The sequence below is a fragment of the Streptomyces sp. NPDC001903 genome (assembly GCF_042891345.1).
Lineage (GTDB): Bacteria > Actinomycetota > Actinomycetes > Streptomycetales > Streptomycetaceae > Streptomyces.
Window position 1 is genome coordinate 237,671 of sequence record NZ_JBIASZ010000011.1, and the last position, 23,146, is coordinate 260,816.

Consider the following 23,146-nt stretch of genomic DNA (forward strand, 5'->3'; position numbering starts at 1 on the left):
TAGCACTCCACACACTCGTTGTCCGCAGCGGACGGAAGGACGTAAAGACGTTCGTAAGGACCTAAGGACTCCGATGTGACGGAGCAACAACAAGTCGTCGTCCGCCCGGAGACGGCGGGCGTCTCCGGGCGGACGGGCGGGGTCACTCGGCCGTGGCCACCGCGTGCTCGACGAGGCTCAGCGCCTGCACCGGGCAGGCCTCGATGGACTCCAGGATCTGGTCGCGCAGCGACTCGCCCGGTTCGTCGACGACGAGGATGGCCTGGCCGTCCTCGTTCTGGTCGAAGACGTCCGGACCCGAGAGCACACAGGCCCCACAGGCGACGCAGACGTCCTTGTCGATAATGACCTGCAGCATCTTCGTCCTCTCCGTTACCAGGTGACCGGCAGTTCGTGCAGGCCGTCGATGAGGGCCTTCTCCTTGAACGGGAGCTCCTCCACCGGCTTGGCCAGACGCAGGCCCGGGATGCGGCGCAGCAGCGTCGTGAAGACGACCTCCATCTGCATCCGGACCAGGACCTGGCCGGCGCAGCGGTGGTGGCCGTAGCCGAACGCGATGTTCTGCGCGGCCTCCTTGCGGTGGAAGTCGAGGGTGTTCGGGTCGGCGAACACGCTCGGGTCGTGGTTGGCCGCGGTGAGCGAGCAGATGACGCCCTCGCCCTTGCGGATCAGCTGCCCGCCGATCTCCGCGTCCTCCTTCGCGACCCGGACGGTGCCGTGGTCGGCGACGCTGGAGAAGCGCATCAGCTCGTCGACCGCCTGGCCGGCGAGCTCCGGCTTCTCGCGCAGGATCGCCGCCTGCTCGGGGTGGCTGAGCAGCACCAGGACGGCCATCGTCATGCCGTTCATGGTGCTCTCGTGGCCGCCCGCGATCATCGTGCGGACGAGGGCGCTGATGTCGGTGGGGCCGAGGTCGCCGCCGCGCTCCTGATTGCGCAGGATCAGGCTGCTGATCAGGTCGTCGGCGGGCTTCTCCGTGCGCTCGGCGATCAGCCGGTGCAGCAGGATCTCGACCTCGGTGTTGGCGGCGGCGTGCTCCTCCGGGGTGCCCTGGGTCACCAGCGAGGTGATCCAGCGGTAGAAGAGGTCCGTCTGGTCGCGCGGCACGTCGAGCAGCTCGGTCATCGCGACGGACGGCAGCGGCATCGTCAGGGCGGAGATGATGTCCACCGGGCCGCCCTGGGCGAGCATCGCGTCGATGAGCTCGTCGACGATCTCCTGGGTGCGGGGCCGCATGGCCTCGACCTTCTTGGCGGTCATCTCCGGCATCAGCATCATGCGGTGCTGCGTGTGGACCGGCGGGTCCATGTGGAAGAGGGTGCGCTGGACGATGCCCTGCTCCAGCAGCTCCAGGGGGAAGCCGAACTGGAGCGGGTAGCCGGGGTCGGCGATGTCCGACTCGAAACGCGGGTCGCGCAGCATCTGCTGCATGTCCTCGTAGCGGGTCAGCAGCCAGGCCTCGCGACCGTTGAACGTCAGCTTCACGCGGGAGACGGGCTCCGTCTCGCGCAGCACGGCGTAGTCCGGCGCCGGCTGCATCGGACAGCCGGTGCGCGGCAGCGGAAACGCGCGGACCGTCGTCTCCGACCGCGCAGTGGTGAGTTCCGTCATGGGTCCCTCTCTCATCCGCCCCGCACCTGGTGTGCGGTCACGGCCTGGATCGATCGCGTGGGTCGTGGTCGGGCTCGGTTCGGGCTCGGCGGGTGGCGGTGGGAGGGCGCACGCACCGGTGCGTCACCTTTGACGGAAAACGCCTGCGCATTCCTCCACCGGACTCTCCCCCCGGCTGCCGCCGGGAGGTGCCCCCATACGGAAGGACCCCCAACCGGAGTTCACCCCATTCAGGCTGCTGTCCTTCACCCCTGCTGAAAACCCCTAAGCCGCAGCGCCCCTGATGGGAATGGCGCTGACCCGGCGAAATTAGGGGTGGTGAAGGGTGGTCACAGGGGGCGGCGGCAATGGCGGCCGGTGCCCGCGCCCCGATTCGATGGTGGCGGGGGCTCGGGATACCGCCCGGTCTCGGGACAACGCCCGGTCGCCGGGAAGGGAAGTCGAGGAGTCATGACGGAAACGCTGCAGGGCACCAGTGCATGGATCCGGCGGTTCCAGCCCTCGCCGGACGCCCCCCACCGCCTCGTCTGCTTCCCGCACGCGGGCGGCGCCGCCACCTTTTGGTTCCCGATGGCGCAGGCGCTCGCCCCCGAGGTGGACGTGCTCGCCGTGCAGTACCCCGGGCGCCAGGACCGGCGCAGCGAACCCTGCGTCGAGGACATCGAGACGCTCGCCGCGCACGCCGCCGAGGAGCTCCTGGCCTGGTCGGACCGGCCCGTGACCCTGTTCGGTCACAGCATGGGGGCCATGGTCGCCTTCGAGACCGCCCGCCGCCTGGAGGAGCGGGGCCGGCCGCCGGCCGGGCTCGTCGTCTCCGGCATGCGCGCCCCGTCCCGGGTCCGCGGCGGATCGGCCCGGGCCGAGGCCGCCGAGACCGAGGAGGAGCTCGTCGCCGGCATCCTGCGCCTGCAGGGCACCGACGCGGCCGTCCTGGACGACCCCGAGCTCGTCCGGATGATCCTCCCCACCATCCGCAGCGACTACAAGGCCGCCGAGAGCTACCGCTGGCGCCCCGGCCCGCCGCTCGGTACGCCGATCGCCGTGCTCACCGGGACCGAGGACCCGCACGTGGACACGGAACAGGCGGCGGCCTGGCGCGAACACACCGCCGGACCGTTCAGCCTCACCGTCTTCACCGGGGGCCACTTCTTCCTGAACGAACACGCCGAAGACGTCCGGAAGGTCGTTACCGACCACATTGCCCGGTCGTTCCAAGCGAACTCAGTCTGAATTCAAGCGACATCTGAAAAGAAGGATGTCCTGTCTCCCTCGGGTCTTTTCCAGCCGGTTCACGGGGGGACGACCCGAGCCACAACTCAAGGCAGGAGTGGGGCGTTGGCCAGCCTCTCGTATTCGATACGCGAAGAATCCGCAGCAGCAGGAATTGCTCCCGGACACGGACCGTCCCAAAAGGAAACCGTCCACGGACTGCTGGACGCCGCCGCCGCGGCGGCTCCGGACGCCCCCGCCATCCGCGACGCCGCGGGTGCCTGGACGTACCGCGAGCTCGACGAGTACAGCCAGGCCTTCGCGGCCTGGCTGGGCGGCCGCGGCGTCGGCGTCGGCGACCCGGTCGTGCTCCAGCTGCCGACCAGCCGCGAGCTGGCCGCCATGTTCTACGGAGCCTCCCGGGCCGGAGCGGTGTTCGTACCGCTCAACCCCACCATGAAGCCGTACCACCTGCGCCAGGTCAGCGAGAACGCCGGGCCCAAGCTGGCCATCGGCGACGCCGCGACCGGCGCGGGCCTGCAGGAGGCCGTCGGCGCGGTGCACCTGCTCGCCGACGTGTGGTCCGAGGTCGAGGAACTGCGCACGCGGGGTGCCCGCATCACCTCCGAGGTACGCCCCGACGACGTGGCGACCCTCATCTACACCTCCGGCAGCACCGCGGCCCCCAAGGGCGTCGTCTGCCCGCACGCCCAGGTGGCCTTCGCCTCCCGGGGCCTGGTCGAGGCACTGGGGTACCGGTCGGACGACATCGTCTTCTGCCGCTTCCCGATGTCCTGGGACTACGGCCTCTACAAGGTCGTCATGACCTGCATCGCCCGCTGCGAGATCGTCCTCGCCGACCAGGACTCCGACCTCACGCTGGTGCGCCGCATGCGCGAGACCGGCGCGACCGTGGTCCCCATCGTCCCCTCCTTCGCCACCATGATCGTCAGCCTGGCGAAGCGGGACACCGAGCCCCAGGCCCCGGTCCGGATGTTCACCAACACCGGAGCCGCCCTGCCGCCCGCCACCATCGACGCACTGCGCGAGCACTTCCCCGGAGCCCGCGTGGTGCGCCAGTACGGCCAGACCGAGGCCAAGCGCATCACCGTCATGCCGCCCGAGGAGGACCGCGAGCGCCCCGGCGCCGTCGGCCTCCCGCTCCCCGGCACCCGCGTGCTGATCGTCGACGCGGACGGCAACGAGCTGCCCGCCGGCGAGGTCGGCGAGATCGTCGCCGTCGGCCCGCACGTCATGCCCGGCTACTGGAACAGCCCCGAGATCACCGCCGACACCTTCCGCACCGACCCCGCCAGCGGGCAGCGCAGCCTGCACACCGGGGACTACGGCCACCTCGACACCGACGGCTACCTCTACTTCGAGGGCCGCCGCGACGACATGTTCAAGCGCAAGGGCCTGCGGATGAGCACCCTCGAGATCGAGGGCGCCGCCATGGACATCCCCGGAGTGCGCGCCGCCGCGGCCCTGGCGCCCGGCGAAAAGCACGACCTGGCCCTCTTCGTCGAGGCCGACCTGACCCCCACCGAGGTGCTCAAGGGCGTGGCCCAGCGCCTGGAGCCCGCCAAGGTCCCGGCGATCGTCCGCGTGCTGAGCGAGTTCCCGCTCACCCAGCACGGCAAGAACTCCCGCAAAGAGCTGGCCCTGCTGCTCGAAGGAAGTGGAAAGTGAGTTTCCCGTCCATGGAGCCGACCGAGCTCGCCCGCCAGTACGGCACGCCCCTCTACGTCTACGACCTCGACCGCGCCCGCGGCGCCCGCCGCGACCTGTTCGGCTGGCTGCCCGAGGGCTTCGAGGTGTTCTACGCCTTCAAGGCCAACCCGCACGTCGACCTCGTACGGGCCCTGCGCGACGGCGAAGGCCCCGCCTGCAAGGCCGAGATCAGCTCCACCGGTGAGCTCGCCAACGCCCTCGAAGCCGGCTACCCGGGCTCCGACATCCTCTACACCGGCCCCGGCAAGACCCCCGAGGAGCTGTACGAGGCCATCGCGGCCGGCGTGCGCACCTTCTCCGCCGAGTCCCTGAGCGACCTGGAGCACATCGGCGGCGCCGCCCTCGAACACGACACCGTCGCCGACTGCCTGCTGCGCATCAACAGCGCCTCGGCCAGCGCCACCACCAGCATCCGGATGACCGGCGCCCCCACCCAGTTCGGCATCGACAGCGAGACCGTCGCCGGCCTCGCCGAGCGGCTGCGCTCGGTGCCCGGCACCCGCATCGCCGGACTCCACCTCTTCTCCCAGAGCAACGCCGCCGACGAGGAATCCCTCATCGGCGAACTCACCCACACCATCCGGGTGGCCGCCGCGATCCAGGACGACCTGGGCGTCCCGCTGCGCCTGCTCGACATCGGCGGCGGCTTCTCCGTCCCGTACGCGCAACACGGCGAGCGGGCCCGCTACCCCAAGCTCCGCACCGAGCTGGAGGCCTCGCTCGACCTGCACTTCCCGCAGTGGCGCGAGGGAGCGCCGCGGCTCGCCGTGGAGTCCGGCCGCTACCTGTCCGGCGACAGCGGCACCCTGGTGGCGCGCGTCAGCAACGTCAAGGTCAGCCGGGGCAAGAAGTTCGTCATCCTCGACGCCGGCATCAACACCTTCGGCGGGATGTCCGGCCTCGGCCGGCTGCTGCCGGTGTCCGTGCAGGTCGAGGCGGGGGAGGAGACCGAGAAGGCGAGCCTGGTCGGCCCGCTGTGCACCCCCGGCGACGTCCTGGGCCGCGGCATCGACCTGCCCCCGCTGGAGGAGGGCGACCTCGTACGCATCCCCAACGCCGGTGCGTACGGGCCCACGTCGAGCCTCCTGATGTTCCTCGGGCGCCCGGCGCCGACCGAGGTCGCCGTCTCCGGCGGCAAGGTCGTCTCCGTCTCCCGCATCGAACACGTACGCACCTACCGGACCGTGGAGGGCGATGATGCATGACCTGTCCGCCAGGGGCACGGAGTCGTTCGTCGAGCGGTCGAAGGGGACCGTGATCGTCACCACCCTGGCCTCCGACTCCCACACCTGGAACCTCGTCTTCCTCCAACTGCTCATCGAGGAGTGCGGGTACGACGTGGTCAACCTCGGCCCGTGCGTCCCCGACGAACTGCTCGTCTCCGAATGCCGCGACCGCAATCCCGAGATGATCGTGATCAGCAGCGTCAACGGCCACGGCTACCAGGACGGGATGCGGGTCATCGGACAGCTCCGGGACGCCGCCCCGCTGGCCGCGACGCCCATCGTCATCGGCGGCAAGCTCGGCACCGACGGCGGCGAGGGCGCCAGCCGCACCCACGAGCTGATGGCCGCCGGCTTCGACGCCGTGTTCGAGGACGGCCAGGACCCGATCGCCGCGTTCCACGCCTTCCTCGCCACCCTGCCCTCGGAGCCCCGGCGGCCGGCCGTGGAGGCCGCGGACCACGCACGGGTCTCCGCATGAGCGAACCCGCCGCCGTCCGCGAAGGACTGCCCGCCGGCCCGGCCCCCGTCGACTTCGGGGAGTTCGTCCGCAGGGAGGGCGGCAACGGCCGCCTCGTCGTCCAGCCCCGCATGGGCTTCGGCGACCCCGGCCGGATGCGCACCGGGCTCGTCGCCACCAAGGCCGCCGACGCCGCCACCGTCGGCACCCTCACCCTCGACAGCTACACCCGCGTCGGGAACCTGGAGGCCGTCGAGACCGCCCTGCGCGACGGCATCGACCTCAACGGCTACCCGGTCGTCAGCCACCCGCCCGAAACCACCGCCGCCGTGCTCGAGGGCGTACGCGACCACGGCTTCCCGGTGCAGGTCCGGCACGGCTCCGCCACGCCCATCGACATCTTCCGGGCGATGATGCGGCTCAACCTCAACGCCACGGAGGGCGGGCCGGTCTCGTACTGCCTGCCCTACGGGCGCACCCCGCTCGCCGACGCCATCCGCAACTGGGAGGACTGCTGCGACCTGTACGTGCGCATGCAGGACGTCGGCATCGAACCCCACCTGGAGACCTTCGGCGGCTGCATGATGGGCCAGCTGTGCCCGCCCAGCCAGCTCGTCGCCATCAGCTTCCTCGAAGCGATGTTCTTCGCCCAGCGCGGCCTGCGCTCGATCTCCATGAGCTACGCCCAGCAGACCGACCCCGTCCAGGACCGCGAAGCCGTCACCGCGCTGCGCCGGCTGTGCGCCGAGATGCTGCCGGTCGCCAACTGGCACGTCGTCATCTACGCCTACATGGGCGTCTACCCCGAGACCGACCACGGCGCGTACGGGCTGCTCGCCAGCGCGGCCCGGCTCGCCGTCACCACCGGCGCGGAACGCCTCATCGTCAAGACCGCCGCCGAGGCCCGCCGCATCCCCACCGTCGCGGAGAACGTCCAGGCCCTCGAATACGCCAGCACCACCGCGCTGCGCACCGGCCGCGGCCGCGACGAGACCTTCGCCGACACCCCGACCTACGCGGAGGCGCGGGCCCTGGTCGATGCCGTCCTCAACCTCGACGACGACCTCGGGCGGGCCCTGCTCAAGGCCTTCCGCCACGGCTACCTCGACGTCCCGTACTGCGTGCACCCCGACAACGCGGGCCGGGCGCGCAGCTACATCGACTCCGGCGGCCGGCTGTGCTGGGCCGACACCGGCAAGCTCCCGATCGCCGGGATCGCCGAGCGCGGGCCCTCGCGGAAGATCGGCTCGGCCGACCTCATGAACGACCTCTTCCATGTCCGGTGCAAGTTCGACGCAGGACCCCGCGAACTCGACCCCGTCACCGCGGAGCTGGTCCGCGGCCGGGCGGCGATCGGGTCACGGCCGAAGGAGTACACCGCATGACCACACAGACCGTCCCCGTCCCCGTGGAGACCGGCGCCTGGGTGCGCCGCTTCCACCCCGACGGGCGGGACGCCGCGCACCGGCTGATCTGCTTCCCGCACGCGGGCGGCTCGGCCTCCTTCTACTTCCCGGTCTCCCGGGCACTGACCCCGGGCGCGGACGTCCTGGCGATCCAGTACCCGGGCCGCCAGGACCGCCGCCACGAGCCCTGCCTCGACTCCATCGAGGAGCTCGCGGACGCCCTCGCCGCCGAGGTGCGCCCGTGGTGCGACCGGCCCGTCACCTTCTTCGGGCACAGCATGGGCGCGACCCTCGCCTTCGAGGTCGCCCGTCGCCTGGAGGCCGAGGGCACCGTCCTGCACGGACTGTTCGCCTCCGGCCGCCGCGCCCCGTCCACCGTCCGTGACGAGCGGGTGCACCTGCGCGACGACGAGGGCCTGCTCGCGGACATCACCCGGCTCGCCGGCACCGACACCGCGGTCCTCGGCGACCCGGAGATCGTCCGCATGATCCTGCCGGCGATCCGCGCCGACTACCGGGCCGCCGAGACCTACCGGTACCGGGACGGGCAGCCGCTGGCCTGCCCGCTCTTCGTCCTGACCGGCGACAGCGACCCGCACGTGACCCCCGAGGAGGCGCGGGCCTGGGAGCGGCACACCACCGGCCCGTACGCCCTGCGCACCTACCCGGGCGGCCACTTCTACCTCAACTCCCAGGCGGGCGCCGTCCTGGGGGAGATCTCCGCGCACCTGGGCTGACCGCCCCGGGCCGGGAAGGGCTCCCGCCGAACGCGGCGGGAGCCTTTCCCGTACTCGGGTGCGGGAAAACGGCCTGGTGACGCATACCATGTCAGAGATGCGTGCGTGATACGCACGGCATCTCCGGATCTCTCGAAGAGGACGAATGAAGGCGGGACGCTCCATGACCAGTAACGAGGGCAGCGGCCTGCCGGGCAGCATCGACGTGCTGTGGGAGCTGCGCAGCCGGGAACAGCGCGGAGCACGCGCGGGCCTGAGCGCGGCACGCATCGTCACGGCGGCGATCGAGTACGCGGACCAGTTCGGACTGGGTTCCCTGTCGATGGCCCGGGTGGCCGAGCGGCTCGACTTCGCGACGATGTCCCTGTACCGGCACGTGTCGAGCAAGGACGAACTCCACTCGCTCATGGTCGACATGGCGTACGGCAAGCCGCCGCTGCTCGAAGGCAGCGACAAGGACTGGCGCGGCGGCCTGGAGCTGTGGGCCCGCGCGTTCCTGGAGATCTTCCGGCGCCACCCGTGGATGCTGCAGGTCCCGGTCAGCGGGCCGCCGCTGGAGCCGGGCCAGATGAGCTGGCTCGAATGCGGGCTGCGCACGCTCGGCCGCACCGGGCTCTCGCCGAACGAGAAGCTCTCGGTGATGCTGCTGATGGTCGGCTACGTACGCAACAACGCGCAGGTCTCCATGCCGCTGACCAGCCAGGACCAGAGCGAGGAAGAGCTCATGGCCAACTACGGCCGGGCGATGGACAAGTTCGTCGACGCGGAGACCTTCCCCGCGGTCCGCGAACTGATCGAGGCCGGCACCTTCCAGGAGACGGACGACGACTTCACCTTCGGCCTGGAGCGGGTCCTCGACGGCATCGAGGTCCTGATCCGCAAAAACGCCGGCGACAACCCCCTGGCCTGACCGCTCCGCTGCCGACGCCGGCGGGGGCACCGTGGTCCCCGCGGCGAGCGGAGTGGGCGGGTGTGCTGCCGGTGGAGCCGTTGTGCGTACAGGGGATCGTTTCTGCGACTCCTGTTCGGGCGTGGCGGGAGAAATTGCGCAGACGTGTGTGAAAGCGTCCCAGCCGTTCCCGGGCCGAGGCTGCGTCGTTGCGCTGCCAAGCCCTTTTCCGGAAGGACTGCATGTCATGCGCAAGCGCAGGTTCTCGCTGCTCGCCGCCGTCTGTGCGGCGGTCCCGATCGTGTTGGCCGGCGCCTCGCCGGCGTCGGCGGATTCGCTCGTCAACCAAGACCTGGTGAACAAGATGCACGGCAGCCGCCTGGCGCTGGCCTCGGACGGCACCGGGGAAGGGACCGAGGTGATCGCGCTCCGCGGTACCCGCTGGGACAGCTACATCACGGAGGCGTGGGACTGGGAAGGCACCTACGACAGCACCAACCAGCTGTGGACGGCGACCCTGCGCAACCGTGCCGCGAATCGGTGTATCGAGCCCGAGTCGACCAACCCGGTCCGGGGGAACCGCCTCGTGGTACGCGCCTGTGACGGCTCGGACCAGCAGAAGTGGAGCCTGCGCCTGGAGACCAAGGGCGGCAACCCGGAGCGGTGGTGGGTCTGGCGTCCGCTGAAGAACGTGGACGTGGCCATGGCCCTCCAGAACACCAACAACGACCAGTGGGACACCGTCCGCCTGGACTACTCGTACCCGAGCGACGACCGCCTGTGGCAGACCGGACCCAACAACCAGTCCTGGTGGTAGGGGGCGTCCGCCCGTAAGACGTCCGCCCGTAAGACGTCCGCCCCGACCACCGGGAGGTGGTCGGGGCGGACGTCTTACGGGCCCTTCGGGGCCTATCGGGGATCAGTGATAGGCGACCGAAGAGTGCGGTGCGGCGGCGGGGGTGGAAGCCGCACCCGCGGTGGTCGGGATGTGCTGGGGCTCCTGCGACTGGGCGGCCTCGAGCGAGCCGGGCAGCGCCGCCTCGATCGGGGTCTTGCGGAGCAGGAGGGCGGCGATCAGGGCGGTGAGGAGCATGAGGCCCGCACCGGCGAGCGAGGCCACCTGGAGGCCGTGCGTGAAGGCCTCCCGGCTCGCCTCGATCACCTGGGCGCCGACCTGCTGCGACTGGTGGGCGGCCACGTCGGCCGCACCGCCGATGGTGCTGCGCAGCGAGTCGAGCGCCGAGCCCGTGACGCCCTCGGGGCTGATCTTGGCCATGTCGTCGCGGTAGACGGCGGAGCCGATGGAGCCGAGCGAGGCGAAGCCGAAGGCGATGCCGAACTCGGTGAAGGTCTCGGACGTCGCGACCGAGGAACCGGCCTCCTCCGGCGGGGCCGAGGTGACCACGATCTCGGCGGCCAGGGTCTTCGAGGCCACCATGCCGCCGGCCAGCAGGCCGACGCCGACGAGGACGACCGCGATGTTGGAGTCGACCTCGACCATGGTCAGGACGCCGAAGCCGGCGGCCATGATGACCAGGGCCGAGCCGATGAGGGCGGCCGGGCGGATCTTGCGGCCGAGCGAGGCCGACAGGGCGACCGCGACACCGATGGCGGGCATCGGGGCCAGCGACCACAGCGAGGCCTTGAGCGGCGAGTAGCCGAGGACCAGCTGGAGGTACTGGTTGGTCAGGACGCTGCTGCCCATCAGGGCGAAGGCGACCATCAGGTTGACGATGACCGCGCCGCTGAAGCCGCCGCTGCGGAACAGCGAGATGTTGATCATCGGGTTGGCGGCGGTCTTCTGGCGGACCACGAAGGCGACGACCAGGAGGGCGCCGACCACGGCCCAGACGACCGCGCTCTGGCTGTAGCCCTCGATGACGAGCTCCTTGAACCCGTAGATCAGCGTCATGACGCCGGCCAGGGAGAGCACGGTGCTCAGCAGGTCGAGCTTGCCGCGGTTCGGGTCGCGGTACTCGGGGAGCAGGAACGGGGCCGAGAGCAGGACCAGGACCATCACCGGGGTGTTGATCAGGAAGACCGAGCCCCACCAGAAGTTGTTCAGCAGGAGACCGCCGACGACGGGACCGATGGCGGCACCCGAGGTGAGCGTGCCACCCCAGGCCGCGATGGCCGTCTTGCGCTCCTTGGAGTCGTGGAACATGTTGCGGATCAGCGCCAGCGACGTCGGCGTCAGGGTCGACGCGGCGAGGCCGAGCAGCGCCCGCGAGGCGATGAGCATCTCAGGGCTGGTGGAGAAAGCGGCGAGGGCCGAGGCCACGCCGAACAGGGCGGCACCGATCAGCAGCAGCTTGCGGCGGCCGATGCGGTCGCCCAGCCAGCCGACGGTGACCAGGGTGCCGGCCAGGACGAAGCTGTAGATGTCCATGATCCACAGCAGCTGCGAGGCCGTGGGCGAGATGTCCTCGCTCAGTGGCGCGATCGCGAATCCCAGCACGGACACATCGACAGAGACCAGCAGGGTGACCAGGACGATCACTCCTAGGCCGATCCACTCCTTCGTTCCTGCCTTGGGCTTCAGTTCCGTCATGGCAATCGTCCATATCCTCTCGGCGTACGCGGCACGCAGAGCGTATCAGGTACGCACACGCGTGTCACGTACTCGTTGGGGGGTGGAGGGGTCGGTGGGGGGTTGCGCCGCGAACGGTGGGGGCGGGAACGGGTCCTGCGTGGAGCGGCGGAAGACAGCATGAGCGCCGTGGGGTGTGGTACCCCAGGCGCTCGTTGGAATTGATATGAGTGAGATCCTGCGCGGAAAGCGGATCGCCGGTACGGGCTGCTAACGCCGGGCCTTTGTGAGGCATTTCTGTATCCCTGAAAGCATGCGTATTTCCGGATGGGCGATTCGCCTGACTGTTGTCAGAGTTTCCGTACTGAACGCTAACGGAGCGAATTGCTCCGGAGCCACCCCTATCGACCCCTAACCCGACCCCTGGTATGCCGTTGCCCGCGTCAAGGGGTCAAGTCGGCGCCGGGGCGCACGGCAGGGCCGGTCCCCGCCGGGGAGGGGTGGGACGGCTGTGATCCTAGGGGGCCCGAGGCCGTGCTCAGGGGTGGGCGGACCGCCTGCCACCGAAGTAATTTTCGAGAGATCTCAGTCCGTAGCGAGTTTGTGGAACATACGTGCCGACCGGGCGCAGGCCGAAATTCCTGCCCCGGACCGCACGGAAAAGCGCATCTCGCCCGGGCGCCGTCGAATGGCATAGGAGGGTGTGCTCGGTGAGCAACGAGGAGAAGCTTCTCGGGTATCTACGCCGGGCTACCACCGACTTGCGTGAGGCCCGCAAACGGCTCGCCGCGGCGGAGCGCAGGTCATCGGGTGAGCCGATCGCGGTCGTGGGCATGGCCTGCCGGTACCCGGGCGGTGTCAACTCCCCCGAGGACCTGTGGCGGCTCGTGGCCGAGGGCCGGGACGGGGTCTCCGCGTTCCCCGAGGACCGCGGCTGGAACACCGACGCCCTGTACGACCCGGAACCGGGCAAGCCCGGCCGTACGATCACCCGCGAGGGCGGCTTCCTCTACGACGCCGGCGACTTCGACGCGGGCCTCTTCGGGATCTCCCCGCGCGAGGCCCTGGCGCTCGACCCCCAGCAGCGGCTGCTGCTGGAGACCTCCTGGGAGGCCATCGAGAACGCGGGCATCGCCCCGCACACCCTGCGCGGCACTCGGACCGGCGTCTTCGGCGGCGTCATGTACCACGACTACGCGCTGGGCACGGAAGCCGCGGCGACCACCGGCGGCAGCCTGGTCACCGGCCGCGTCGCGTTCAGCCTGGGCCTGGAGGGCCCGGCCCTGACGATCGACACGGCCTGCTCCTCCTCCCTCGTCGCCCTGCACCTGGCCGCGCAGTCCCTGAACTCCGGCGAGTCCACGCTGGCCTTGGCCGGCGGGGTCACCGTGATGACCGAGCCGGACATGTTCCTCTACTTCAGCCACCAGCGCGGCATGGCCGCCGACGGCCGCTGCAAGCCCTTCGCCTCGAACGCCGACGGCACCGGCTGCTCGGAAGGCGTCGGTGTCCTCGTCCTGGAGCGGCTCTCCGACGCCCGGCGCAACGGGCACGAGGTCCTCGCCGTCATCCGCGGCTCCGCCGTCAACCAGGACGGCGCCTCCAGCTCCATGACCGCCCCCAACGGCCCCTCCCAGCAGCGCGTCATCCGCAGCGCCCTGGAGAACGCCGGCCTGACCATCGCCGACGTCGACGCCGTGGAGGCCCACGGCACCGGCACCCGGCTCGGCGACCCGATCGAGGCGCAGGCGCTGCTCGCCACGTACGGCCAGGGACGCGACGAGGACAAGCCGCTGTGGCTCGGCTCCCTCAAGTCCAACCTCGCGCACACGCAGGCCGCGGCCGGGGTCGGCGGCGTCATCAAGATGGTCCAGGCACTGCGCCACGGCCTGCTGCCCAAGACCCTGTACGCCGAGGACCCGACCCCGCACGTCGACTGGACGGCCGGCAACGTCAAGCTGCTCACCGAGCCGGTCGCCTGGCCGGCGGGGGAGCGCCCGCGCCGGGCCGGCATCTCCTCCTTCGGCCTCAGCGGCACCAACGCCCACGTCATCGTCGAGGAGGCCCCGGCCGCCGAAGCGGCGGAGGACAAGGGCGAGACCCGTACCCTCCCGCTGGTCCCCGTCGTCCTGTCCGGCCGTACGGCGAAGGCCCTGGCCGAGCAGGCCGGGCGGCTGCACGCCCACGTCACCGGGCACGCGGACGTGTCCCTGGCCGACCTCGGCTACTCCACCGCCACCACCCGGACCGCGCACGAACACCGGGCCGTCGTCGTCGGCGGGGACCGCGAGGAGCTCCTCGCGGGCCTGGCGGCCCTCGCGGAGGGCTCGGCGGAGCCGGGCGTGGTCCAGGGCCTCGTACGGGAGGGCCGCTCGGCCTTCCTGTTCACGGGCCAGGGTGCGCAGCGGCTGGGCATGGGGCGTGAACTGCACGCGGCGTTCCCGGTGTTCGCCGAGGCCCTCGACGCCGTGGCAGCGGCCGTCGACGAGCACCTGGACACCCCGCTGTACGAGGTGATCTGGGGCGAGGACGAGGCGCTGCTGAACAGCACCGCCTACACCCAGCCCGCCCTCTTCGCCATCGAGACGGCCCTGTTCCGGCTGGTGGAGTCCTGGGGCGTGCGGCCCGACTTCCTCGCCGGTCACTCCATCGGCGAGATCACCGCCGCCCACGCCGCCGGGGTCCTCTCCCTCGAGGACGCCGCCCGCCTGGTCACCGCGCGCGGCCGCCTCATGCAGGCGCTGCCCGCCGGCGGAGCCATGGCCGCGATCCAGGCGACCGAGGAGGAGATCCTCCCGCACCTGACCGACGCCGTGGGCATCGCCGCGATCAACAGCCCGCGCTCCGTGGTCGTTTCGGGTGCCGAAGACGCCGTCGAGGCCATCCAGGCCGCGTTCACGGAACGGGGCCGCAAGACGACCCGGCTCCGCGTCTCGCACGCCTTCCACTCCCCGCTGATGGACCCGGCCCTCGCCGAGTTCCGCGCGGTCGCGGAGAGCGTCACGTACGCGCCCGCCCGGATCCCGGTCGTCGCCGGGGTCCACGGCGAGATCAGCGAGGACTGGGGCACCCCGGACTACTGGACCCGCCACCTGCGCGAGGCCGTCCGCTTCTCCGACACCGTCCGGCACCTGCACGGCAAGGGCGTCCAGACGTTCGTCGAACTCGGCCCCGACGCCATCCTCACCGCCCTCACCCAGAACGCCCTCGACGGCGAAGACGCCGTGGTCGAGCCGGCCGTACGCAAGAACCGGCCCGAGGCACGCACCCTGCTGACCACCCTCGCCCGCCTGCACGCCACCGGTACGCCCGTCGACTGGACCGCCTTCCACGCCGGGACCGGCGCGGCGGCTGTCGCGCTGCCGACGTACGCGTTCCAGCGCGAGCGGTACTGGATGATCGCCGACCTGTCGGGCGGCGGCGACGCCACCGCCTTCGGCCTCGCGCCCGCCGACCACCCGCTGCTCGGCGCGGTCATCCCCTCTCCCGGCACGGACTCGGTGACCTTCAGCGGCCGCCTCGGCATCGACACCCAGCCCTGGCTGGCCGACCACGACGTGCTCGGCGCCGTGCTGCTGCCCGGAACCGGCTTCGTCGAACTCGCCCTGCACGCCGGTGAGCAGGTCGGCCACCCGGCCCTGGAGGAGCTCATCCTCCAGGCTCCGCTCGTCCTGCCCGAGCACGGCGGCGTCGCCCTCCAGGTCTCGGTCGCCGGCCCGGACGAGCTGGACCGCCGGGCCGTGCTCATCCACTCCCGGCCCCAGGACGCCCTCCCCGACACCCCGTGGGTGCTGCACGCCCAGGGCCTGCTGGCCGAGGCTCCCGCCGCGTCCGGCCCGGACCTCACCGCGTGGCCGCCCGCGGGCGCCGCCGAGGTGGCCGTGGGCGAGGCGTACGAACTGCTCCGGGAGCGCGGCTACCACTACGGGCCGGTGTTCCAGGGCCTCACGGCCGCCTGGCGCCAGGGCGACGCGGTGTACGCCGAGATCGAACTGCCCGAGCAGGCGCACGAGGACGCCGCCCGCTTCGGCATCCACCCCGCCCTCCTCGACGCGGCCCTGCACGGCTCGCTGCTCGACGACGGCCGGGGCGGCACCGACTCCGGTGTGCTGCTGCCGTTCGCCTGGCGGGGCGTGCGCCTGCACGCCGTCGGCGCGACCCGGCTGCGCGTGCGCATCGCCCCCTCCGGCCCGGACGGCATCACCCTCGACGGCGCCGACGCGCAGGGCCTGCCCCTCTTCTCCGTCGAATCGCTCACCTCCCGGCCCGCGGCCCCGGCCGACACCGCAGGACAGGCCCCGGGCGGGGCGCTGTTCGCCGTGGAGCTCCGGCCGCTGCCGGCCCCCGCCGCCGCTCCCGCCCCGCTGACCTGGGAGCTGTGGGAGGCCGACGACCGTACCGGGCCCGCCCGGGACGTACTGGTCCTCGACGGCTCGGAAGGCGTGGCAGCCGGGGACACCGCCGCGCAGGTGCACGCGGCCACGGCCCGGGCCCTGGCCCGCGTACAGGAGTGGCTCGCGGACGAGCGGTACGCCGAATCCCGCCTGCTCGTCGTCACCCGCGGCGCGGTCGCCGCGGCCGGGGAAGGCGTCACGGACCTGGCCGGTGCGGCGGTCCGCGGCCTGATGCGCTCGGCCCAGGCCGAGAACCCCGGCCGGATCGTCCTGGCCGACCTCGAACCCGGCTCGGACGGGCTCCCGGTCGACCCCGCCGTCCTGCTGGCCGCCGCCGAGCCCGAGATCGTCGTACGGTCCGGCGCGCTGCACGCCCCCCGCCTGGTCCGCGCCACGGCCGGGGCCACGGCGCGGGACACCATCCGCTTCGACGCCCCCGGCGCCGTCCTGCTCGCCGGCGGCACCGGCACGCTGGGCCGCCTGGTCGCCCGCCACCTCGTGGCCGAGCACGGCGTACGCGAACTCCTGCTGGTCAGCCGCCGCGGCCCCGAGGCCCCCGGCACCGCCGACCTGCACGCCGAACTCACCGGCCTCGGGGCGGAGGTCACCCTGGCTGCCTGCGACCTCGCCGACCCGGACCGGGCGCGCGAGCTGCTCGCCCGCCACCGGGTGTCCGCGGTGGTCCACCTCGCCGGCGTCCTCGGCGACGTCACGATCGGCTCGCTCACCCCCGAGCTGCTGGCCGGCTCGCTGCGCCCCAAGGTCGACGCCGCGTGGAACCTCCACGAGCTGACCCGCGGCCAGGAGCTGTCCGCCTTCGTCCTGTTCTCCTCGGTCGCCGGCGTCCTCGGCAACCCGGGCCAGGGCAACTACGCCGCGGGCAACGCCTTCCTCGACGCCCTGGCCGCCCACCGCCGTGCCGCGGGCCTGCCCGGCCAGTCGCTCGCCTGGGGCCTGTGGGCCACCGAGGGCGACGGCGGCTCCGTCAGCGGCGACGGCATGGCGGAGGAGCTGAACAGCACCGACCTGCAGCGCATGCGCCGCTCCGGCATCGGCGCGCTGTCTGCCGCCGAGGGCCTGGCCCTGTTCGAGGCCGCCACCACCTCGGCCGATCCCGTCCTGCTGCCGCTCGCCCTGGACCTCGCCGCCCTGCGCGCGGCCGAGGACCTGCCCGCGCAGTTCTCCGCCCTGGTCCGCCGGCGCGCCCGCGCCGCGGCCCGTACCGGCGGCGCCCGTACCGCCACCCGCGGGCAGGAGCTCGCCGCGCTGCCGGAGAAGGAGCGCCGCCGCGCCCTGCTGGACCTCGTACGCGGCCAGGTGGCCTCGATCCTGGGGCACTCCACCACGGCCGAGGTCGGACCGGAGCGCGCCTTCAACGAGCTGGGCTTCGACTCGCTCACCGCGCTGGAGCTGCGCAACCAGCTCACCACGGCGACCGGGCTGCGGCTGACCCCGACCCTCGTCTTCGACCACCCGAACGCCCAGGCGGTCGCCGGGCACCTCGACACGCTCCTCGCCGGATCGGCGGCCACCGCCACGGCCGCGACCGCAGCGGGGGGCACGGCGGGCACGGCGGCCGACGACGACCCGATCGTGATCGTCGGCATGGCATGCCGCTACCCGGGCGGGGTCCGCTCCCCCGAGGAGCTGTGGCGCCTCGTCGAGGACGAGGTCGACGCCATCACCGAGTTCCCGGTCAACCGAGGCTGGGACCTCGACGGGCTGTACGACCCGGAGCCGGGCACCCCCGGCAAGGTGTACGTGCGCCACGGCGGCTTCCTGCACGACGCCGACGAGTTCGACCCCGCGTTCTTCGGCATGAGCCCCAACGACGCCCTGACCACGGACCCGCAGCACCGGCTGCTGCTGGAGGTCGCCTACGAGGCGCTGGAGCGCGCGGCGATCGACCAGGCCTCCCTGAAGGGCACCTCGACCGGCGTGTTCGCCGGGATCATGTACCACGACTACACGGGCAACAGCGCCGCCGGATCGCTCGGCTCGGGCCGCGTCTCCTACACGTTCGGCCTCGAAGGCCCGTCCGTGACGGTGGACACCGCCTGCTCCTCCTCGCTGGTCGCCCTGCACCTCGCGGCGCAGGCCCTGCGGTCGGGCGAATGCCCGCTGGCCCTGGTGGGCGGCGTGACCGTCATGTCGTCCACGGAGACCTTCGTGGAGTTCTCGCGCCAGCGCGGGCTGTCCAAGGACGGCCGGTGCAAGTCGTTCTCGGCCGCGGCCGACGGCGCCGCCTGGTCCGAGGGCGTCGGCGTCCTCGTGATCGAGAGGCTGTCCGACGCGCGGCGCAACGGGCACCGGGTGCTGGCCGTGCTGCGCGGCAGCGCGGTGAACCAGGACGGGGCGAGCAACGGCCTGATGGCGCCGAACGGGCCCTCGCAGCAGCGGGTCATCCGCCAGGCCCTGGCCAACGCGGGCCTGTCGGCCGCGGACGTCGACCTCGTCGAGGCGCACGGTACGGGCACCACGCTCGGCGACCCGATCGAGGCGCAGGCGCTGCTCGCGACGTACGGGCAGGACCGCGGCGACGCGGAACCGCTGTGGCTGGGGTCCATCAAGTCGAACATCGGGCACACGCAGGCCGCCGCCGGTGTCGCCGGGGTCATCAAGACGGTGCAGGCGCTGCAGACCGGCATCATGCCGAAGTCCCTGCACCTGGACGCGCCGTCGACCCAGGTCGACTGGGAGGCGGGCGCGGTCCGGCTGCTCGACGAGGCCCGCAAGTGGCCCGTGTCGGACCGCCCGCGCCGCGCCGGCGTCTCCTCCTTCGGCATCAGCGGCACGAACGCCCACGTCATCCTGGAGGCGCCGGCCCCCGACGCCCCGGCCACCCCGGCCACCCCGGCGGGCACCGAGCCCGCCGCCGACGGCGCCGCCTCCGACTCCGCCGACGCGGCGCCCGCCGCCACGCGGGTCGTGCCGTGGCTGCTGTCGGCCCGTGACCCGGAGGGGCTCGTACGGCAGGCGGGGCGGCTGCTGGGGCACCTGGACACGCTGCCCGCCGCCGAACCGCGGGACGTCGGGTTCTCGCTGGCGACCACCCGGGCGCCGATGGAGCACCGGGCCGCGCTGATCGCGGGCGACCCCGTGCAGGCCCGCCGGGCGCTGGCCGCCCTCGCGTCCGGCGCGCCCGCCCCCGTACCCGCCGTCCGGGCCGCCACCGGCGGACTCACCGCCTTCCTGTTCTCCGGCCAGGGCGCCCAGCGCCCCGGCATGGGGCGCGAACTGCACGCCGCCTTCCCGGTGTTCGCCGAGGCCTTCGACGCCGCCGTCGCGGAGCTCGACCGGCACCTGGACCGGCCGCTGCGCGAGGTGGTCTGGGGCGAGGACGCGGGCGAGCTCAGCCGCACCCTCTACACCCAGACGGGGCTCTTCGCCTTCGAGAGCGCCCTGTTCCGGCTGCTGGAGTCCTGGGGCGTGCGGCCGGACTTCCTCGCCGGGCACTCCATCGGCGAGATCACCGCCGCCCACGTCTGCGGCGTGCTGTCCCTGGCCGACGCGGCCAAGCTGGTCGCCGCCCGCGGCCGGCTGATGCAGGCCCTGCCCTCCGGCGGAGCCATGGCGGCCGTCCAGGCCTCCGAGGACGAGGTGCTGCCGCTCCTCACCGACGCCGTGAGCATCGGCGCGGTCAACGGCCCGCAGTCCGTGGTCGTCTCCGGGGCCGAGGAGGAAGTCCTCGCGATCCAGGAGCACTTCACGGCCCAGGGCCGCAAGTCCTCCCGGCTGCGCGTCTCGCACGCCTTCCACTCGCCGCTGATGGAGCCCATGCTCGCCGAGTTCGGCGCCGTCGCGGCCGAGCTCTCCCCGGCGGAGCCCCGGATCCCGCTCGTCTCGAACGTGACCGGCCGGATCATGACCGCCGAGGAGATCGCCGACCCGCAGTATTGGGTCCGGCACGTCCGTGAGGCCGTCCGCTTCTGCGACGGCGTACGCGCCCTCGCCGAGGCCGGGGCCACCGCCTTCGTCGAGGTCGGCCCGGACGCCGTCCTCGCGGGCCTCGGCCCCGCCTGCCTCGCCGAAACCGAAACCGACACCGGCGCGGGCCCGGGCACCGGCTCCGGCTCCGGCTCCGCCGACACCCCGGTGTTCGTGGCGCTGTCGCGGCGCGAGCGCGACGAGGAGCACACCCTCGTGGCCGCCCTCGCCCAGGCGCACACCCACGGCGTCGAGGTCGACTGGAACGGCTTCTTCGCCGGCAGCGGCGCCCGCCGCATCGAACTGCCGACGTACGCCTTCCGCCGCGACCGCTTCTGGGCGCTCGACGAGCGCCGCGGCGGGGACGCCGGCTCGCTCGGCCTCGACGCCGTGGACCACCCCCTGCTGAGCGCGGTCGTCCCCGCCCCCGGCACCGGCGGGGCCACCTTCACCGGCCGCCCGGCCCGCTCCGCACAGCCCTGGCTGGAGGACCACGACCTGCTCGGCACGGTCGTCCTCCCGGCCACCGGCTTCGTGGAACTGGCCCTGCGCGCCGGAGCCGAGTTCGGCTGCGACCGGCTGGCCGGGCTGACCCTGCACGCCCCGCTGCCGCTGCCCGAGCAGGGCGGCGCCCCCCTCCACGTGGTGGTGGGCGCGCCCGGCGAGGACGGCCTGCGCCCGGTCGGCGTGTACTCCCGGGCCGAGGCCCCCGACGGCGACGCGGACTCCGGCTGGAGCCTGCACGCCGAAGGCACCCTCACCACCGCCGGCGCCTCCGCGTCCGCGTCCACCCCCGCCGACCTGTCGGCCTGGCCGCCCGCGGGCGCCACCCCGGTCGCGGTGGCCGACGCGTACGAGCGGCTGCTCGCCGCGGGCTACGGGTACGGGCCCGTCTTCCAGGGCCTGCACGCGGCCTGGCGGCGCGGCGGCGAACTGTTCGCCGAGATCGCGCTGCCCGCCGACGCGGGCTCCGGCGAGAGCGCGGCCGACCGCTTCACCGTCCACCCCGCCCTGCTCGACGCGGCCCTGCACCTCGACCGCCTCGACCGGCTCGACACCGGGGCCGCGGCCCCGCTCGCCACCGCCTCCTGGACCGGCCTCCAGGTGCACCGGACCGGCGCCGCCGCCCTCCGCGTCCGCATCACCCGGGACGCACAGGGCACGCTCGCCCTCGAAGCGGCCGACGAGGAGGGCCGCCCCGTCCTGTCGGCGGACGCGGTCGCCCAGCGGGCCGTCTCGGCGGACGAGCTGCGCACCGGCGAACAGCCCGGCGCCCTCTACCGGCTGACCTGGGGCCAGGCCCCCACCGGCTCCGCGGCCCAGGACGCGCCCGCCCTCTTCGAATGCCCCGTACCCGAAGGGGCCGCCGACGCCGACGCGGCCGCCCGGGCCCGTACGGTGGCCGCGGCCACGCTGGCCCGGCTCGCGCAGTGGCTCGACGAGGAGCGGACCGCGCCCCTGGCCGTCGTCACCCGCGGGGCCGTCGCGGCCCGCGAGGGCGAGGGCGCCGACCTCGCCCAGGCCCCGGTCTGGGGTCTCGTACGGGCCGCGCAGAGCGAGCACCCCGGCCGGTTCCTGCTGGCCGACCTCGACGACACCGAGGCCTCCCGGCAGGCGCTGCCCGCCGCCCTCGGCGCCGGGCTCACCGAGTTCGCGATCCGCGCCGGCACCGTCCTCGTACCGCGGCTGGTCAAGGCCGCCGCCCCGGAGGCGGACCGGCCGTCCCTGGCGGCCGGCACGGTGCTGGTCACCGGTGCCGGGTCCGCCGCCGGCGCGGCCGTGGCCCGCCGCCTGGTGACCGGCCACGGAGCCACCCGCCTGCTGCTCACCCGTACGCAGGGCGCCGACGGACTCGACGCCCTCGCCGATCTCGACGCCGACACCGAGGTGGCCGACTGCGACCCCGCCGACCGCACCGCGCTCGCCGCGCTGCTGGCCGCCATACCCGCCGAGCACCCGCTCGTCGCGGTCGTCCACGCCGACCTCCCGGCCGGCGCGGCCCGCACCGACGCGCAGGCCGCGGACGCACTCGACGCCGACCTGCGGCGCAGCGCCGACGCGGCCTGGAACCTGCACGAGCTCACCCGCGAAAGCGGCCTCGCGGCCTTCCTGCTCGTGTCCTCCTCCGCCGGGCTCATGCACGGCGCCGGACAGGGCGCCCGGGCCGCCGCGGCCGGCTTCCTCACCGCGCTCGCCCGCCACCGCCACACCCTCGGACTCGCCGCCACCACCCTCGCCTTCGGGCCCTGGGAAGCCGCCGCGGACCCCGCGGACCAGCAGGAGCTGCTGGCCTCGCTCGGACTGCCCGCCCTGGGCGCCGAACGCGGACTGGACCTGCTCGACGAGGCGCTGCGCACCGCCGAGGCGGACCTGACCGCCCTCGACCTCGACCGCGGCACCCTCCGCGCCGCCACCGGCCGGACTCCGGCCGTGCTGGCCGGCTTCGTACGGACCCCCGCCGGCCGCTCGGGCCGCGGCGGCGCCGACGAGGCCGAGCAGCTGAGGCGCCGGCTCACCGGCCTGGACGCGCAGGAGCGGGAGCGGCTGCTCGTGGAGCTGACGCGCTCGCAGGTGGCCGGACTGCTCGGCCACGCCTCGTCCGAGGCCGTCGGCGCCGACCAGTCCTTCCAGGAACTCGGCTTCGACTCGCTGGCCGTGGTCGAACTGCGCAGCCGCCTCGGCACGGCCACCGGACTGGCCCTCCCGGCGAGCCTCGCCTTCGACTTCCCGACCTCGCGGGCCGTGGCCGGCTACCTGGCCGGCGCACTCCGGCCCGAGGACAACGACGGGACCCAAGGCGTCACCGAGGTGCTGGACCAGCTGGACGCGGCCCTCGCGGCCGTCGCCCGGGACGCCGCGGACCCGGCGCGGATCACCGCACGGCTCGAAGCGGTGCTGCGCCGCTGGCAGGACACCCGTACCACCGAACCGGCCGACCCGGAGCAGGACTTCCAGGCGGTCACCGACGACGAACTGTTCGAGGCACTGGACCGGGAGCTCGGGCTCTGACCCGCCGCGACAAAGACCCC

General features: G+C 73.1%; 11 protein-coding genes and 1 pseudogene. 9 read left to right on the plus strand and 3 right to left on the minus strand.

The genetic code is table 11. From position 1 onward, the window contains the following. Window positions 1–142 precede the first annotated feature (142 nt). Both ACFYZS_RS24655 and ACFYZS_RS24660 read right to left on the minus strand, forming a co-directional pair. Complete coding sequence (locus ACFYZS_RS24655) at window positions 143–358, minus strand: ferredoxin (protein ID WP_229907090.1); 216 nt, start codon at window positions 356–358, stop codon at window positions 143–145. Between the two features lie 14 nt (window positions 359–372). After that, complete coding sequence (locus ACFYZS_RS24660; protein ID WP_389016399.1) at window positions 373–1,611, minus strand: cytochrome P450; 1,239 nt, start codon at window positions 1,609–1,611, stop codon at window positions 373–375. Window positions 1,612–2,061: 450 nt separating this feature from the next. Here ACFYZS_RS24660 and ACFYZS_RS24665 point away from each other — a divergent pair, with 450 nt between their 5' ends. From ACFYZS_RS24665 to ACFYZS_RS24700, 8 genes are all read left to right on the plus strand, one after another. Further along, entirely contained in the window at window positions 2,062–2,841 is a 780-nt protein-coding gene (locus tag ACFYZS_RS24665) for a thioesterase II family protein (protein ID WP_389016403.1), read from the plus strand. Window positions 2,842–3,039: 198 nt separating this feature from the next. Further along, window positions 3,040–4,509: an AMP-binding protein gene (locus tag ACFYZS_RS24670; protein ID WP_389016468.1), complete on the plus strand. Its 1,470-nt coding sequence runs from the start codon at window positions 3,040–3,042 to the stop codon at window positions 4,507–4,509. An 11-nt stretch (window positions 4,510–4,520) separates the two neighbouring features. Further along, window positions 4,521–5,756: a type III PLP-dependent enzyme gene (locus ACFYZS_RS24675; protein ID WP_389016471.1), complete on the plus strand. Its 1,236-nt coding sequence runs from the start codon at window positions 4,521–4,523 to the stop codon at window positions 5,754–5,756. Then, entirely contained in the window at window positions 5,746–6,255 is a 510-nt protein-coding gene (locus ACFYZS_RS24680; RefSeq protein ID WP_327136032.1) for a cobalamin-dependent protein, read from the plus strand. The genes ACFYZS_RS24675 and ACFYZS_RS24680 overlap by 11 nt, the downstream gene beginning before the upstream one ends. Continuing rightward, a complete protein-coding gene (locus tag ACFYZS_RS24685) occupies window positions 6,252–7,619 on the plus strand; it encodes a methylaspartate mutase (protein ID WP_389016406.1) in 1,368 nt (455 codons plus the stop codon). The genes ACFYZS_RS24680 and ACFYZS_RS24685 overlap by 4 nt, the downstream gene beginning before the upstream one ends. Next, complete coding sequence (locus ACFYZS_RS24690; RefSeq protein WP_389016409.1) at window positions 7,616–8,377, plus strand: thioesterase II family protein; 762 nt, start codon at window positions 7,616–7,618, stop codon at window positions 8,375–8,377. Before ACFYZS_RS24685 ends, ACFYZS_RS24690 begins: the two co-directional genes overlap by 4 nt. A gap of 163 nt (window positions 8,378–8,540) precedes the next feature. Then, window positions 8,541–9,287: a TetR/AcrR family transcriptional regulator gene (locus tag ACFYZS_RS24695; protein WP_389016411.1), complete on the plus strand. Its 747-nt coding sequence runs from the start codon at window positions 8,541–8,543 to the stop codon at window positions 9,285–9,287. 226 nt (window positions 9,288–9,513) lie between these two features. Then, complete coding sequence (locus tag ACFYZS_RS24700; protein WP_389016414.1) at window positions 9,514–10,083, plus strand: RICIN domain-containing protein; 570 nt, start codon at window positions 9,514–9,516, stop codon at window positions 10,081–10,083. A 102-nt stretch (window positions 10,084–10,185) separates the two neighbouring features. Here the strand turns inward: ACFYZS_RS24700 and ACFYZS_RS24705 are convergent, their stop codons facing one another. Continuing rightward, the gene (locus ACFYZS_RS24705) at window positions 10,186–11,817 is read right to left on the minus strand and encodes an MFS transporter (protein WP_389016417.1); all 1,632 of its coding nucleotides are present in this window, start codon (window positions 11,815–11,817) and stop codon (window positions 10,186–10,188) included. A gap of 707 nt (window positions 11,818–12,524) precedes the next feature. Between ACFYZS_RS24705 and ACFYZS_RS24710 the strand changes: the two are divergent. Beyond that, a pseudogene (locus ACFYZS_RS24710) lies at window positions 12,525–23,126 on the plus strand (beta-ketoacyl synthase N-terminal-like domain-containing protein); the annotation flags it as partial. Window positions 23,127–23,146 lie beyond the last annotated feature (20 nt).

Excerpts from the sequence above, each read along its gene's own strand:
- ACFYZS_RS24660 (WP_389016399.1), bottom strand. The coding sequence starts at position 1,611 with ATGACGGAACTCACCACTGCGCGGTCGGAGACGACGGTCCGCGCGTTT.
- ACFYZS_RS24680 (WP_327136032.1), top strand. The coding sequence starts at position 5,746 with ATGATGCATGACCTGTCCGCCAGGGGCACGGAGTCGTTCGTCGAGCGG.
- ACFYZS_RS24665 (WP_389016403.1), top strand. The coding sequence starts at position 2,062 with ATGACGGAAACGCTGCAGGGCACCAGTGCATGGATCCGGCGGTTCCAG.
- ACFYZS_RS24690 (WP_389016409.1), top strand. The coding sequence starts at position 7,616 with ATGACCACACAGACCGTCCCCGTCCCCGTGGAGACCGGCGCCTGGGTG.
- ACFYZS_RS24700 (WP_389016414.1), top strand. The coding sequence starts at position 9,514 with ATGCGCAAGCGCAGGTTCTCGCTGCTCGCCGCCGTCTGTGCGGCGGTC.
- ACFYZS_RS24675 (WP_389016471.1), top strand. The coding sequence starts at position 4,521 with ATGGAGCCGACCGAGCTCGCCCGCCAGTACGGCACGCCCCTCTACGTC.
- ACFYZS_RS24685 (WP_389016406.1), top strand. The coding sequence starts at position 6,252 with ATGAGCGAACCCGCCGCCGTCCGCGAAGGACTGCCCGCCGGCCCGGCC.
- ACFYZS_RS24705 (WP_389016417.1), bottom strand. The coding sequence starts at position 11,817 with ATGACGGAACTGAAGCCCAAGGCAGGAACGAAGGAGTGGATCGGCCTA.
- ACFYZS_RS24695 (WP_389016411.1), top strand. The coding sequence starts at position 8,541 with ATGACCAGTAACGAGGGCAGCGGCCTGCCGGGCAGCATCGACGTGCTG.
- ACFYZS_RS24655 (WP_229907090.1), bottom strand. The coding sequence starts at position 358 with ATGCTGCAGGTCATTATCGACAAGGACGTCTGCGTCGCCTGTGGGGCC.